Genomic DNA, 13,399 nt, shown 5'->3' on the forward strand with positions numbered 1-13,399 from the left:
CCCGAAGCCCGGCCCCGCCGCCCGGCCTTTGTCCTGACACTCACCGAGCAACGGGCCATCCTCGGGTTTGCCGAGCGCCAGGGTGAACTCTCCGAAGCGCGGGTCAATGAACTGGCTTCGATTCTCGCCCACCCCTTGCAAGTCCAACCCCCGCAGGCATTGACCGAGCTCAACGGCATCGCCCGCGACTTGTTGGGGCCGACATGAAGCAAAGCCTTTTTGAAAGCCGGCACAAGGCCGAATGGGACCATTTCACCCATCTGCTCGAGCAGTTGGAACGGGACGGCAAGGCTACCGAAGCCGGCAGTTTCCCGAAGGACTACCGACGCCTCTGCCAACACCTGGCACTGGCACGGGAGCGTGGCTACAGCAGTTTTCTGATCGACTCCTTGCAGCAACAGGTGCTGCGCGGACACCAACAGCTTTACCGTCATCGCAGCCATTTGGGGGCCAATGTGCTGGCGTTCATCCTGGCCGACTTTCCGCGACTGGTGCGCGAACAGTGGCGTTTTGTCCTCGCCGCCAGCCTGATGTTTTTTGGCAGCCTGGCCGGTTTCGCGCTGCTGGTGTACCTGTACCCGGCGCTGGTCTACAACCTGATCCCCGCCGAGCAGGTCAGCGAGATGCAAAACATGTACGACCCCGTTGCCGGTCACCTCGGGCGCACGGCGGAACGAGCCGCCAGTGAGGACTGGGCGATGTTCGGCTACTACATCATGCACAACATCGGCATTGCCTTTCAGACCTTCGCCAGTGGATTGCTGTTCGGTCTGGGCAGCGTGTTTTTCCTGATTTTCAACGGCCTGATGATCGGTGCGGTGGCCGGGCACCTGACCTACGTCGGCTACGGACAAACCTTTTGGTCATTCGTGATCGGCCATGGCGCTTTCGAACTCAGCGCCATCGCCCTGGCCGGTGCCGCCGGTCTGAAGCTGGGCTGGGCCTTGGTCGCCCCGGGGCGCCTGCCACGGGCCGAGGCCTTGCGATTGGCTGCGCGCAAGAGCGTGCTGCTGATCTGCGGGGTCATGCTGTTTCTGTTGATCGCTGCGTTTATCGAAGCCTATTGGTCGTCAATGACCGGCCCTTCGCACCAGACCAAATATCTGGTCGGCGCGGCGCTCTGGCTGTCGGTGGTGGTATATCTCGTGTTTGCCGGACGTCAGCGCCATGCGCCTGAGTGACGCCACGGTGGTGATTCGCCCGCGCTCGACCTGGGAAGCCATGGACCTGGGGGTGCTGCTGAGCCAACGCCACCGACGCCTGTTGATGACCAGTTGGGCCTTGGTCACCTTGCCGGTTTTCGCGCTGCTCAGTTGGGGGCTCTGGGATTCGCCCGATCTCGCCGTGTTCATTTTCTGGTGGCTGAAGCCGGCGTTCGAACGCCTTCCCCTATACATCCTGTCCAAAGCCATGTTCGGTGAAACGCCCACGCTCAAACAGGCCCTGCGCCAATGGCCACGTCTGCTCAAGCCGCAATTGCTGGCCAGCCTGACCTGGCGACGCCTGAGTTTGCCCCGCAGTTTCGTGATGCCGGTGGTGCAACTCGAAGGACTGGGCGGGCAGCAACGGCAACAACGCCTACAGGTGCTGTTGCAGCGAGACGCCGGCGCCGCACGCTGGCTGACGATCATCGGCGCGCACCTGGAAGGCGCATTGTGGGTCGGCTTGATGGTGTTGTTCTATCTGCTGCTGCCACAACAGGTCGCGCTCGACTGGAGCTGGCAGTCGCTGATCTCGGCGGCCACCCAGGACTGGCGTTGGCTGGAACACCTGACTAATGCCTTTTATGCACTGGTGCTGGTGGCCTGGGAACCGATCTATGTCGCCTGCGGTTTCAGTCTGTACCTGAACCGGCGCACCGTGCTGGAGGCCTGGGATATCGAACTGGTGTTTCGCCGGATGCGCCAACGCCTGGTCAGTGCAGGCGCTGTCCTGTTGATGGCCGTGATTATGCTGATGCCAACCACCCACAACGCATGGGCCACAGAACCGGCCCTCTCACCCGACAGCCCGCGCCTGCTGGGCCAGCCCCTGACCAGTCAGGCCTCCAGGGACAGCATCAAGGCGATCCTCGAACAGGCGCCCTTCAAGAACCGGGAATCGGTCACGCGCTACCGCTTTGGCGAAGAGCAACCGAATGCTGAAGCTTTGGACGAAGGCAAGACACCACAATGGTTGAAGGCGCTGTTGAAGCTGCTCGAGGGGCAACGCTTCGGGGCATTGGCGACACTGATCGAAATCGTACTGTGGGGCATCGTCATTGGCGCCGTCGGCCTGTTGATCTGGCGCTATCGCGACTGGCTGCAGGCGTTCGTCAGCCGACGACCGCCCCTCAATGTCAAAGCCACGCGACCGTTACCGCAGCAGGCGTTCGGCCTGGACCTCAAGCCCGAATCCCTGCCCGCCGACATCGCCGCCCACGCCGAAAGCCTCTGGCAAGCCCACCCACGCGAAGCGCTTGGCTTGCTCTATCGCGCCCTGCTCAGCCGCCTGCTGCACGACTTCAATATCGCGCTCAAGGCCGCCGACACCGAAGGCCAGGTGCTTCGGCGTGTCGAGCTACTGCAGCAGCCGGCCTTGCTGGCCTACAGCCAAAACCTGACCGGGCACTGGCAAAACATGGCCTACGGGCATCGCCTGCCGCCCGCTCAAGTGCAACAGGAACTGTGTAACGGCTGGCGTGTTCTGTTCGGTCCGGAGGCTGTCCGTTGAGTCGGCGCCGAGGTTCGATAGCCGGTGCGTTGATGGCCGTGTTGCTGGCTGCGTTGAGTGTTTATCTGTACCTCAAGGCGACTCCCTACCAGACCGAAATCGATCACGGCCCCTCCCCCGAAGCCAATGCCAACCCTTTTCTGGCGGCCGAGTTGTTCCTGCGCAAGCAAGGCCTGAAGGTCGGCCACGCCAACGGCCTCGATATCCTGCCCAGCCTCGACCCGCATCAACACAGCCTGCTGTTACTCGGGGAACGCTACAACATGACCCCACGGCAGATCGACCAGGTGATGAACTGGACCCGGGCCGGCGGGCGGCTTCTGTTCGTCGCCGAGTCGCTGTGGGATGAAAAACTCGGCCATAGCAATGACCTGCTGCTCGACCGGGCGCAACTGCACCAGTCCTTGAGCAAAGACCTCAAGGACCCACCGCCGGATGTCGGTGACGATCCGTACCCGCAACTGACCAAGCTCTATCTGGAAGAGGAAGACGCCCCGGCCTATGTCGGTTTCGATACCGCGTTCCATCTCGAAGACCCGAAAGACCTCGCCCTGGCCTGGGCCAACAGCGCCAGGGCCACGCACATGATGCAACTCGACCACGGGCTCGGTTCGATCATCGTGGTCACCGATGCCGACCTGTGGAAAACCCCGGCCATCGACCGGTACGACAACGCCTGGCTGCTCTGGTACCTGACCGCCGACACCCGCGTGACGCTGATCTTCAACACCGATCACGACAGCCTGCTGACGTTGCTGCTGCGTTACTTCCCCCAGGCGCTGGTCGCGTTGTTCGCCTTGATCGGCCTGGGTTTCTGGCACTTTGGCGTGCGCCAGGGACCGCTGCTGGAAGCGGCTCCGAAAGCACGCCGGCAATTGCAGGAGCACCTGCGCGCCAGTGCCGACTTCCTGTTGCGCCGCAACGGTCAGGCCGGCCTGCTGCAAGCCTTGCAGCAAGACATCCTGCGGCGTGTACGGCGTCGTCACCCCGGTTTTGAACAGCTCGGTGTTGCCGAACAATGGCTGGTGCTCGCGCGCCTGACCGGCCAACCCACACGCGCCATCAGCCAGGCCATGAGCCCGCGGCCGAAACAACGGCTTTCCAGCGTTGAATTCAGCCGCCAGGTCGCCCACCTGCAAACCTTGAGGAACGCCTTATGATCTGGCACCTGACAAGTGTTGGATTCCCATTGGATTAGAAGACAGCCCCTTACGAGCTGTTCGAGGCTACCTCCGGCAGTTGCGGGTGCGAGCCACATTTGAGTCGACCTCTCATCGTCCGCATTGGGTTGAATCCATAGCCGAAAGCGGACGTCCCCAGGCACCTACGAAGTTATGGCGATTTAGTCTTGGTCCGTGGGAAATCAGTGCTCGCCATTAATCTTTCGTGAACATACTCCTCAAATTGTTCGGCTGGCAGTGGCGGGGAAAACAGGAAGCCCTGGTAGGTCTGGCAGCCATGCTTGACCAGAAAGATGCGCTGAGCTTCTGTCTCCACACCTTCTGCAATCACCGAAAGCCCCAATATCTGGCTCAGGCTCACAATCGCGCAGGCGATGGCGGCGTCGTTGGGATCAACCAGCACATCTCTGATGAAGGACTGATCGATCTTGAGTTGATCCAGCGGAAGGCTCTTCAGGTATGACAGTGACGAGTAGCCGGTTCCGAAATCATCCAGCGAAAGGCCTATGCCGATCTCTTTCAACTCGATCATTTTGGCGACAGTACCTTCCATATCCTCTATCAGCAGGCCTTCGGTCAGTTCCAGTTTCAATTTCTTCGGATCGGCCCCCGTGTATCTCAGTACTTGCAGTACCTCCTCGACGAAGTCCGGATGGTGAAACTGGCGGGCGCTGACATTCACAGCCATACCCAGTCGGGCGGTTTCCGAACGCTTTGCCCAGGCAACCAGCTGAGTGCAGGCTGCCTGCAGCGCCCAACGGCCTAACGGCAGAATCAACCCCGTTTCCTCTGCCAATGGAATGAACTCGCCTGGAAACACGACTCCGCGCTCAGGATTCCGCCATCTCATCAGTGCCTCTGCGCCAATGATACGGCCCTCACTATTCACCTGCGGCTGGTAATGAAGAAGGAATTCGTTGTCCTGCAAGCCTTGGCGCAAGTCTACTTCCAGTCTGGCGCGTGCCGTGGCAACCGCCTGCATTTCCGGATCGAAGAAGCGCATGGTATTGCGGCCCGCCGCCTTGGCGCGATACATCGCCAGGTCAGCGCGCTTCAGAATATCGTCCGCTGTGCTCAGTTGCCCCTGGAACAGTGCAATGCCGAGGCTGGGGGTGCTGTGGTGCTCATATCCATCCAATTGGTAGGAAATGTTCAGAGAGTTGAGAATCTTTTCGCCAATTGCCTTGGCCTGGATAGCTGCTTCTGGAGGATTCTCATTAAGGCCATCCAGCAGGACGACGAATTCGTCTCCGCCCAGGCGAGCCACGGTGTCGCTCTCGCGTATGCAGCCGCAAAGGCGCAGAGCAACTTGCTGCAGCAACATGTCGCCTCTGTCATGCCCCAGCGTGTCGTTCAGTGCCTTGAAGTTATCCAGGTCAATGAGAATTATCCCGTTCGTATGCAGGCTACGGGCGCTGCCCGCCAGCAGATGCTGTAACCGGTCCAACATGAGCCGCCTGTTGGCCAGCCCGGTCAACTGATCGTAGAAGGCCAAACGCTGGACCTCTTGCTCAGCGGTCTTACGGTGGGTGATGTCAGTATTGATCGACAGAACGGATTGCGGCTGGCCATCATCGTCTCGCACCAGGGTTCGATGACTTTCGAGCGTGATGGTGCAGCCATCCCGGCGTCGAAGTGTAACTTCGTCCGCCCAGTCACCCGTTTCTATCAGGCTGTCAGTGGCCGCATTGAAAGCGGCGCTACCCTGGTAGATCAACTCCTGTGCCGATTTGCCGAGTGCCTCTTCCTTTGACAGACCGTAGAGACGCTCGGCACTTTTGTTCCAGTACAGGATGCGGTTATCCATCCCGTGAACGACAATGGCGTCCTGGGCCTTGTCCAGCAGCGATGCTTGCTGGCGGGCCTGCTTCTCGCTTTCGCGCAGCACTGCCAGATAACCTTCCCTTTCGGCTGCTTGCGACTCCATTTCGCGCCTGATCTTGCCCCCGTAGATAACGGCCGCACTGACCATCAGTAGCACGAACACCATGATCGCGTATTCGACCCGGCGCAGTTCTTCGACCGACTCAAGCTCCTCCTCCAGGAGCTTGCTCTGAATCAGGCCAACGCGATCCCGCACGGTACTGAGTGAGGCGAGCAACAGGGCAAACTTCCTGTCCATCGTTGCCATGCGTTTGCCGGCATTATCCGACTGCCCCTCCCTGAAGTAGGAAAAGATCAGCAAGGCCTCGTTCACCATTTCGACCATCGCGGCATCAACTGCACCCACCTCATCCTTCAATGCAAGGGTAAAGGCCTGTATATCTGCACTGTGTTCAGCCTCATTGGCGATCCGTACTTCCAACTGTTTTTTGGCCATTGCCAAATGCTCGTTGAAGGCGCGCAAGGCTTCATTCATGTTCCGCGATTCGGCTTCAACATTATGTGTATCGAACACATTATTGCCCGGCGCATTGACTGTGGAAGCCAGGCTGCCCAGCGTTGAATAGCTCGACAGCTGTTGGACCCACGACTGGTTTGCCTTGATGGAGCGGTGATAGGTATCGACGATCAGGTGGTTCAATAGCACGCTCAGCACAACAACCAGCACGTCGAATCCCGCAAGAAAAAAGTACATGCGGTGCCATTTGGTCGAGCGCGGCTTATTTGAACTGGTGGGTATGGCTTGCTTTGCGGCGCTTTTGTCCCTGAAAGAATCCATTTCACAATCTCCAAACATAATCCTTCTAAATTGACCAATAGAAGCGGTATTCGGAAACCAGTTAACCTTTTGTGCCGACACCTGAACCTGAGAACACACCGCACGTAGCATTAGCCAAATTTTTTCTCTGTTCCGGATTCACGCTGGTTTTCGTGAGCGAAGCTCCCGAGTGTCGTTGCGGATTTGCGCCCCTGAACTGGATGCTTCATGCAGGATAGTCGAGTGACACAGGGCACGTTGCGGGTCATTTCCGCGCCGCCTGCCGGACTGCCTGATCAGTTTCGACAGCAGACCAAGCATAGCCACTAATTTGCCATTATTCTGTTCGCCGACTGCTCCAGGTCGGTAGCAGCCCTTGATGGTCGGCAGCTTTCGGCTGTGGATTCAACCGGTCGATGCAACACAACTGAATTCTGTGTAAGCAGAAGGAGTGTTGCAGGCTTGCTCTGCTGTGAAATTGTCACTGGCTGAACCCGTCCCAGCTATCTACGACATGCGCCGTTGCCGCCTGATACCGGTGCGGCAGATACGTTTCAAGCAGCTCCAGCCATGCTTTTTCGCTCGCATCACCCTTGGTTCCGGGATGGCCGAATGACTGCCGCGACACGGCAAGGCTTTGCTGCACCTTATCGTGCAGACCTGACAGCAGCGTTTGATTCACTCATCGAACCAAATTCTCCCAAGCAAGGCAGGTAATGTCGGCAGTTGACCGTCATAGACTAACCTCCACCTCTGACGAACGCTCAAATGAAGGGTTGCCATGGGTTTGCAATGAGGCAGATTGGCAGTCACTCACTCGTTCCACGCGTAAAAAAATACGTGAAAAAAGTTAGATTAGATAAGTGACTGACTTATGGAAGATAAAACAAATACAACTGTTAACAAGGCTCCGGAAGTCGTGAGTCAACCGATCGAGCCCGACGCACCGAGCCATGCCGCTCAACAGCGTCAGCGTGCCGGCCAACTGGCCCAGGCCGTACGCAAAGAACTGCAAAAAGCGGTGATTGGCCAGGACAGCGTGATCGACGACGTCCTGACGGCACTGATCGCCGGCGGCCACGTGCTGCTCGAAGGCGTGCCGGGATTGGGCAAGACCCTGCTGGTGCGCGCCCTCGCCCGCTGCTTCGGCGGCGAGTTCGCACGCATCCAGTTCACCCCGGACCTGATGCCCAGCGATGTCACCGGGCATGCCGTATATGACTTGCAGACCGAGCAATTCAAACTGCGCAAAGGCCCACTGTTCACCAACCTGTTGTTGGCCGACGAAATCAACCGCGCCCCGGCGAAAACCCAGGCGGCGCTGCTCGAAGCCATGCAGGAACGGCAAGTCACCCTCGAAGGCCGTCCATTGCCGATTGCGCAACCGTTCATGGTGCTTGCCACGCAGAACCCGATCGAACAGGAAGGCACTTACCCCTTGCCGGAGGCTGAACTGGACCGCTTCATGCTCAAGGTCCGCATGGATTACCCCGACGCCGAGCAGGAGCTGGACATGGTGCGTCAGGTCAGCCGCTCGACCCGTGCCGACATGCTTGATGTCCAACCGATGCGCACGTTATTGCAGGCCAGGGATGTACTGGCCCTGCAACGCATCGCCAGCGACCTGGCACTGGACGACCAGGTGCTCGATTACGCCGTGCGCCTGGCCCGTTCCACCCGCAACTGGCCTGGTTTGATCCTCGGCGCCGGCCCACGCGCATCCATCGCGCTGGTGCGATGTGCCCGGGCCCGGGCGCTGCTGCGCGGCGGTGAGTTCGTGATTCCGGATGACATCAAAGGCTGCGCCCTGGCCGTGCTGCGCCATCGTGTGCGCATCGCGCCGGAGCTGGATATCGAGGGTCTGGATGTCGATCAGGTACTCCAGCAGTTGCTCGACCAAGTGCCGGCGCCGCGCCTGTGAAACCCTCGCGCCTGGTGCTCGTCTGGCTGTTGATCCTGCTGGCCTGCACCATTGTGTCGGGCACTTTGCGGGCATTGGAGGTCTCGGTTCCGACGAATCTCATGGCGATCAACTGGGGGTTGCTCCTGGCGCTGCTGGCCCTGGCACTGCTGGATGCGGTGCGCGTGAAGCGCCTGCCGTCGCCCCACCTGAAACGCCAGTTACCCGGCAGCCTGGCGCTGGGTCGATGGAGCGAGGTGCAACTGACGGTCGAACACGACTTTGCGCAACCGCTGAAGGTACAAGTCTTTGACCATGTGCCACCGGGCCTGAGCTTCGAAAACCTGCCGCTGACGGTCGAACTGCAACCCGGCCAGCACAGCCAGGCCGGTTATCGCCTGCGCCCGCTCAAGCGCGGCCACTTCAGCTTCGAACACTGCGAAATCAACCTGCCAAGCCCCTTGGGCCTCTGGTCGCAAAGACGCTTGCTCGACCTGCCCGACGCCACCCGCGTCTACCCCGACTTCGCCCGTCTCTATGAAGGGCAATTACTGGCGGTGGACAACTGGCTCAGCCAGCTTGGCGTCCGCCAGAAACAACGGCGGGGCCTGGGCCTGGAGTTCCATCAATTGCGCGAATTTCGCGAGGGCGACAGCCTGCGCCAGATCGACTGGAAAGCCACCGCGCGCCAGCGCACGCCGATTGCCCGGGAATATCAGGACGAACGCGATCAGCAAATCATTTTCATGCTCGACTGCGGCCGGCACATGCGCAGCCAGGATGATGAGCTGTCGCACTTCGATCACGCCCTCAACGCCTGTTTGTTGCTCAGCTACGTCGCTCTACGTCAGGGCGACGCCGTGGGCCTGAGTACTTTTGCCAGCGAACAGCCACGCTACCTCGCGCCGGTAAAAGGCACCAGCCATCTCAACACCCTGCTCAACACCGTCTATGACTTGAACAGCAGCCAGCGCAGCGCCGACTATCAAGCCGCAGCCACGCAACTGCTGGCACGGCAAAAACGCCGGGCACTGGTGGTGCTGGTGACCAACCTGCGCGAAGAGGACGACGATGAATTGCTTCCGGCCGTCCACCGCCTGAGCCGGCAGCATCAGGTGTTGGTCGCGAGCCTGCGCGAAGACGTGCTCGACACCCTGCGTCAGTCACCGGTGCAGACTTTGCCCGAAGCATTGGCCTATTGCGGGACCGTGGACTACCTGAATGCACGCGCCGAACTCCATGAGCGCTTGAACGCTCATGGCGTATTGGTGATGGATGCGCGGCCCGGTGAGTTGGGGGCAGAGTTGGTGACTCGGTACCTGGGCTGGAAGAGAACCGGACTCTGAGCCTGGGCAATCACTCACAGCCAGGTTCCCACTGATCTCACGCCGAAGCCGGCAGCGGCAGAAAACTGAAATACTGCTTCAACGCCTCTACCAGTTGCCCATACTCCGGCGGTGCCCGTTGCAGGCTGAACCCGGCGTCGTAATGTTGGGGGGTCGCGTCTTCGTGGCACCACAGGCAACAGGCCTGCAGGTCGATGATTCGCAGACCACCTTCGCTGGCGGGAATTTTCAGGCGCAGGTTGAAGTCCGCGCCGATCATCATCGGCAGCTGGCTGATCAACATCAGCCCGTCTTCGGAGACATTGCCCAGGTAGCCGATGGGTTTGCCGGTGATGCCGTTGAACACTTTCAGGAAGTACGGCAGTTGATGCCGCTCGATTCGGCGGTCAGTGAACATGTGCAAATTCGCTATGCAAGGCTCTTAAGCAGAGCCGCACTACTGCTTCGGAACGGGTATGCATAAGTCTTTGCCCGCTCTCCCCGCTTCCGGTGCGCCAGTCCTTGTAGCGCAGAGTCTTGCTTGTGCCGGTCACAGGTGTTGCCCCGGTTCATCAAAGACAACGCTCTAAAACCGGTTCCCTGGACTATAGCTCACCACCGCCGGGGAGCCAGCGATCAGAGGGTTGCGGCCGTCAGAACTGCGTGGATTTTGCCGCGGCGGCACTGCGCAACGGGTAGTGACCCAGGCTTTGCAGGGTTTCCAGACGGGCTCGGGCGCGGTAGGCGTATTCGCTCTGTGGGTACGAGGCGATGATGAACTGATACGTCTGCGCCGCATCGACAAACATCTTCTGCCGTTCCAGGCAAAGGCCGCGCATCATCGATGCTTCCGGCCACACATAAGGTCGCGCCCGGCTTTCGCGCTCGACCTTGGACAGTTCAAGCATGACTTGCTCGCAATTGCCCCGGTCATAGGCTTTGTAGGCATTGTTCAAATGATGGTTCATCGACCAACGGGTGCAGCCCGTGACGCTGAGGGCGCTGATGGCAAGGGCGGCAATGAGTACGCAACGCATGGGAAAATCTCCTGTCATGAACGCTGTATCGACCCATGGTCGGAAATCTTCAGGCTGCCTGATGCAAAGTTGCGCGGTTCTATAAAGAAGGCAATAACCAGGTTCTTCGAAAAAACCAAGCTCTTCACGAAAAGTAGTGCATACGAACAATGACTACACCTTCGGAGCATAGTAGCCTCACTCAGCGCTTGAACTCAGGAGTCTTTGCATGTCCGTCCGTCGTACCAAAATCGTCGCCACCCTTGGCCCGGCCAGTAACTCGCCGGAAGTTCTCGAACAGCTGATTCTGGCTGGCCTGGACGTCGCCCGCCTGAACTTCTCCCACGGCACCCCCGACGAGCACAAGGCTCGCGCGAAGCTGGTGCGTGACCTCGCTGCCAAGCACGGCCGCTTCGTCGCCCTGCTGGGTGACCTGCAAGGCCCGAAAATCCGTATCGCCAAATTCGCCAACAAGAAGATCGAGCTGAAGATCGGTGATCAATTCACCTTCTCCACCAGCCATCCTCTGACCGAAGGCAACCAGCAAGTGGTCGGCATCGACTACCCGGACCTGGTCAAGGACTGCGGTGTGGGCGACGAGCTGCTGCTCGACGACGGTCGCGTGGTGATGCGCGTCGATACCGCCACCGCCACCGAGCTGAACTGCACCGTGACCATCGGCGGCCCGCTGTCCGACCACAAAGGCATCAACCGTCGCGGTGGCGGCCTGACCGCTCCGGCCCTGACTGAAAAAGACAAGGCCGACATCAAGCTTGCCGCGGAAATGGAAGTCGACTACCTCGCGGTATCCTTCCCGCGTGACGCTGCCGACATGGAGTACGCCCGTCAACTGCGCGACGAGGCCGGCGGCACTGCCTGGCTGGTGGCGAAGATCGAACGCGCCGAAGCCGTGGCCGACGACGAAACCCTCGACGGCCTGATCAAGGCGTCCGACGCAGTGATGGTTGCCCGTGGTGACCTGGGTGTGGAAATCGGCGATGCCGAGCTGGTGGGCATCCAGAAGAAAATCATTCTGCACGCACGCCGCCACAACAAGGCAGTGATCGTGGCGACCCAAATGATGGAGTCGATGATCCAGAACCCGATGCCGACCCGCGCCGAAGTGTCCGACGTAGCCAACGCCGTGCTCGACTACACCGATGCCGTGATGCTCTCGGCCGAAAGCGCCGCTGGCCTGTACCCGCTGGAAGCCGTTCAGGCCATGGCGCGTATCTGCGTCGGTGCCGAAAAGCACCCGACCAGCAAGACCTCCAGCCACCGCATCGGCAAGGAATTCCAGCGCTGCGACGAAAGCATCGCGCTGGCGACCATGTACACCGCCAACCACTTCCCGGGCGTGAAGGCGATCATCGCCTTGACCGAAAGTGGCTACACCCCGCTGATCATGTCGCGCATCCGCTCCTCGGTGCCGATCTACGCGTTCACCCCACACCGCGAAGCCCAGGCTCGCGCGGCGATGTTCCGTGGCGTGTACACCATCCCGTTCGACCCGGCCTCGCTGGCGCCGAACGAAGTCAGCCAGAAGGCTATCGACGAGCTGGTCAAGCGCGGCGTGGTACAGAAAGGCGACTGGGTCATCCTGACCAAAGGCGACAGCTACCACACTACCGGTGGCACCAACGGCATGAAGATCCTGCATGTTGGCGATCCGATGGTCTGAGTGACCGGTTGCTGAAAAACGAAAGCCCCGCCATGTGAATGGCGGGGCTTTTTGCATTCTGATCCGATAGTTGTGTTGTCCAGGCCGGCCTCATCGCGAGCAAGCTCGCTCCCACAATGGTTTGGTGTACACAAATCTACTGTGGGAGCGAGCTTGCTCGCGATGGGGCCGGCCCAGTCAGCGAAAGATTCAATGCCGCTTGATGAACCCCATCAACGCCGCTAACGCCTCCGGCGAACGCAGCCGCTGGGTAAACAACGCCCCCTCCTCTTCAATCACCTTGCGCAACAGCTCCCGGTCCGGCGCTTTCATCAATTGCTTGCTGATGCGCACCGCTTCCGGCGGCAGAGACTCGAATCGCAGCGCCATCTCCCGCGCCTTGGCCAAGGCTTCTTCGCCACTGCCCAGCGCTTCGGACGCAATGCCCCACGCCGCAGCCTGCTCCCCATTGAAACCTTCACCGAGCAGCAACAACTCCGCCGCCTTGGCCTGCCCGAGCAGACGCGGCAGGATCAGGCTGGAACCGAACTCCGGGCAAAGACCAAGGTTGACGAACGGCATGCGCAGGCGGGCGTCGCGGCTGACGTACACCAGGTCGCAATGCAGCAACATGGTCGTACCAATGCCCACCGCCGCTCCGGCCACGGCGGCGACCACCGGTTTGCGGCATTCGAGCAAGTTGAGCATGAAGTGGAACACCGGGCTGTCGAGGCTGTTCGGCGGTTGCTGGATGAAATCGGCGATGTCGTTGCCGGCGGTGAAGCATTCGGCAGAGCCGGTGATCAACACGGCGTTGACATTCGGGTCGCTGTCGGCCTGTTTCAGCGCCTCGGCCAAGTGGCTGTACATGGCGCGGGTCAAGGCGTTTTTCTTGTCCGGGCGATTCAGGCGCAGGGTCAACAGGCCGCGTTCGCGTTCAACTTGGATGGCATCGGTCATGGCA

Annotated in this window: 11 protein-coding genes and 1 pseudogene; 7 read left to right on the top strand and 5 right to left on the bottom strand. The window is 60.1% G+C overall.

Annotation, left to right across the window (positions count from 1 at the left end):
- The 4 genes and pseudogenes from KGA98_RS22605 to KGA98_RS22620 all read left to right on the top strand — a co-directional run.
- Positions 1-207 (top strand): annotated as a pseudogene (locus KGA98_RS22605) (RDD family protein); the annotation flags it as partial.
- Positions 204-1,181: a stage II sporulation protein M gene (locus KGA98_RS22610; protein WP_223503920.1), complete on the top strand. Its 978-nt coding sequence runs from the start codon at positions 204-206 to the stop codon at positions 1,179-1,181. The pseudogene KGA98_RS22605 and the gene KGA98_RS22610, both read left to right, overlap by 4 nt.
- Complete coding sequence (locus KGA98_RS22615) at positions 1,168-2,712, top strand: DUF4129 domain-containing protein (RefSeq protein ID WP_223503922.1); 1,545 nt, start codon at positions 1,168-1,170, stop codon at positions 2,710-2,712. Before KGA98_RS22610 ends, KGA98_RS22615 begins: the two co-directional genes overlap by 14 nt.
- A 32-nt stretch (positions 2,713-2,744) precedes the next feature.
- A complete protein-coding gene (locus tag KGA98_RS22620) occupies positions 2,745-3,872 on the top strand; it encodes a DUF4350 domain-containing protein (RefSeq protein ID WP_223503977.1) in 1,128 nt (375 codons plus the stop codon).
- A gap of 172 nt (positions 3,873-4,044) precedes the next feature.
- Here KGA98_RS22620 and KGA98_RS22625 read toward each other — a convergent pair whose 3' ends face one another.
- Both KGA98_RS22625 and KGA98_RS22630 read right to left on the bottom strand, forming a co-directional pair.
- A complete protein-coding gene (locus tag KGA98_RS22625; RefSeq protein ID WP_223503924.1) occupies positions 4,045-6,555 on the bottom strand; it encodes a putative bifunctional diguanylate cyclase/phosphodiesterase in 2,511 nt (836 codons plus the stop codon).
- A gap of 460 nt (positions 6,556-7,015) precedes the next feature.
- Positions 7,016-7,216, bottom strand: coding sequence for a DUF6602 domain-containing protein (locus tag KGA98_RS22630; protein WP_317849012.1), 201 nt, complete (start codon positions 7,214-7,216; stop codon positions 7,016-7,018).
- A gap of 237 nt (positions 7,217-7,453) precedes the next feature.
- On the opposite strand from KGA98_RS22630, the gene KGA98_RS22635 reads away from it, so the two are divergent.
- Both KGA98_RS22635 and KGA98_RS22640 read left to right on the top strand, forming a co-directional pair.
- Positions 7,454-8,455 carry an AAA family ATPase gene (locus KGA98_RS22635; RefSeq protein ID WP_223503926.1) on the top strand — a complete coding sequence of 334 codons (1,002 nt, stop codon included), beginning with the start codon at positions 7,454-7,456 and terminating at the stop codon, positions 8,453-8,455.
- The gene (locus tag KGA98_RS22640) at positions 8,452-9,780 is read left to right on the top strand and encodes a DUF58 domain-containing protein (protein ID WP_223503928.1); all 1,329 of its coding nucleotides are present in this window, start codon (positions 8,452-8,454) and stop codon (positions 9,778-9,780) included. The genes KGA98_RS22635 and KGA98_RS22640 overlap by 4 nt, the downstream gene beginning before the upstream one ends.
- Positions 9,781-9,817: 37 nt before the next feature.
- Here the strand turns inward: KGA98_RS22640 and KGA98_RS22645 are convergent, their stop codons facing one another.
- Positions 9,818-10,177, bottom strand: a complete 360-nt coding sequence (locus KGA98_RS22645) for a PilZ domain-containing protein (RefSeq protein WP_154860441.1) — start codon at positions 10,175-10,177, stop codon at positions 9,818-9,820.
- A gap of 235 nt (positions 10,178-10,412) precedes the next feature.
- Positions 10,413-10,796 carry a tetratricopeptide repeat protein gene (locus KGA98_RS22650; protein ID WP_090457471.1) on the bottom strand — a complete coding sequence of 128 codons (384 nt, stop codon included), beginning with the start codon at positions 10,794-10,796 and terminating at the stop codon, positions 10,413-10,415.
- 208 nt (positions 10,797-11,004) lie between these two features.
- Here KGA98_RS22650 and pyk point away from each other — a divergent pair, with 208 nt between their 5' ends.
- The gene (gene pyk / locus KGA98_RS22655; RefSeq protein ID WP_007978464.1) at positions 11,005-12,456 is read left to right on the top strand and encodes a pyruvate kinase; all 1,452 of its coding nucleotides are present in this window, start codon (positions 11,005-11,007) and stop codon (positions 12,454-12,456) included.
- Between the two features lie 189 nt (positions 12,457-12,645).
- Here the strand turns inward: pyk and KGA98_RS22660 are convergent, their stop codons facing one another.
- On the bottom strand, positions 12,646-13,395 hold the full coding sequence (locus tag KGA98_RS22660; RefSeq protein WP_223503930.1) for an enoyl-CoA hydratase-related protein: 750 nt from the start codon (positions 13,393-13,395) through the stop codon (positions 12,646-12,648).
- Positions 13,396-13,399 lie beyond the last annotated feature (4 nt).

It is taken from the genome of Pseudomonas sp. BF-R-24 (assembly GCF_019947335.1).
Taxonomy (GTDB): domain Bacteria; phylum Pseudomonadota; class Gammaproteobacteria; order Pseudomonadales; family Pseudomonadaceae; genus Aquipseudomonas; species Aquipseudomonas jessenii.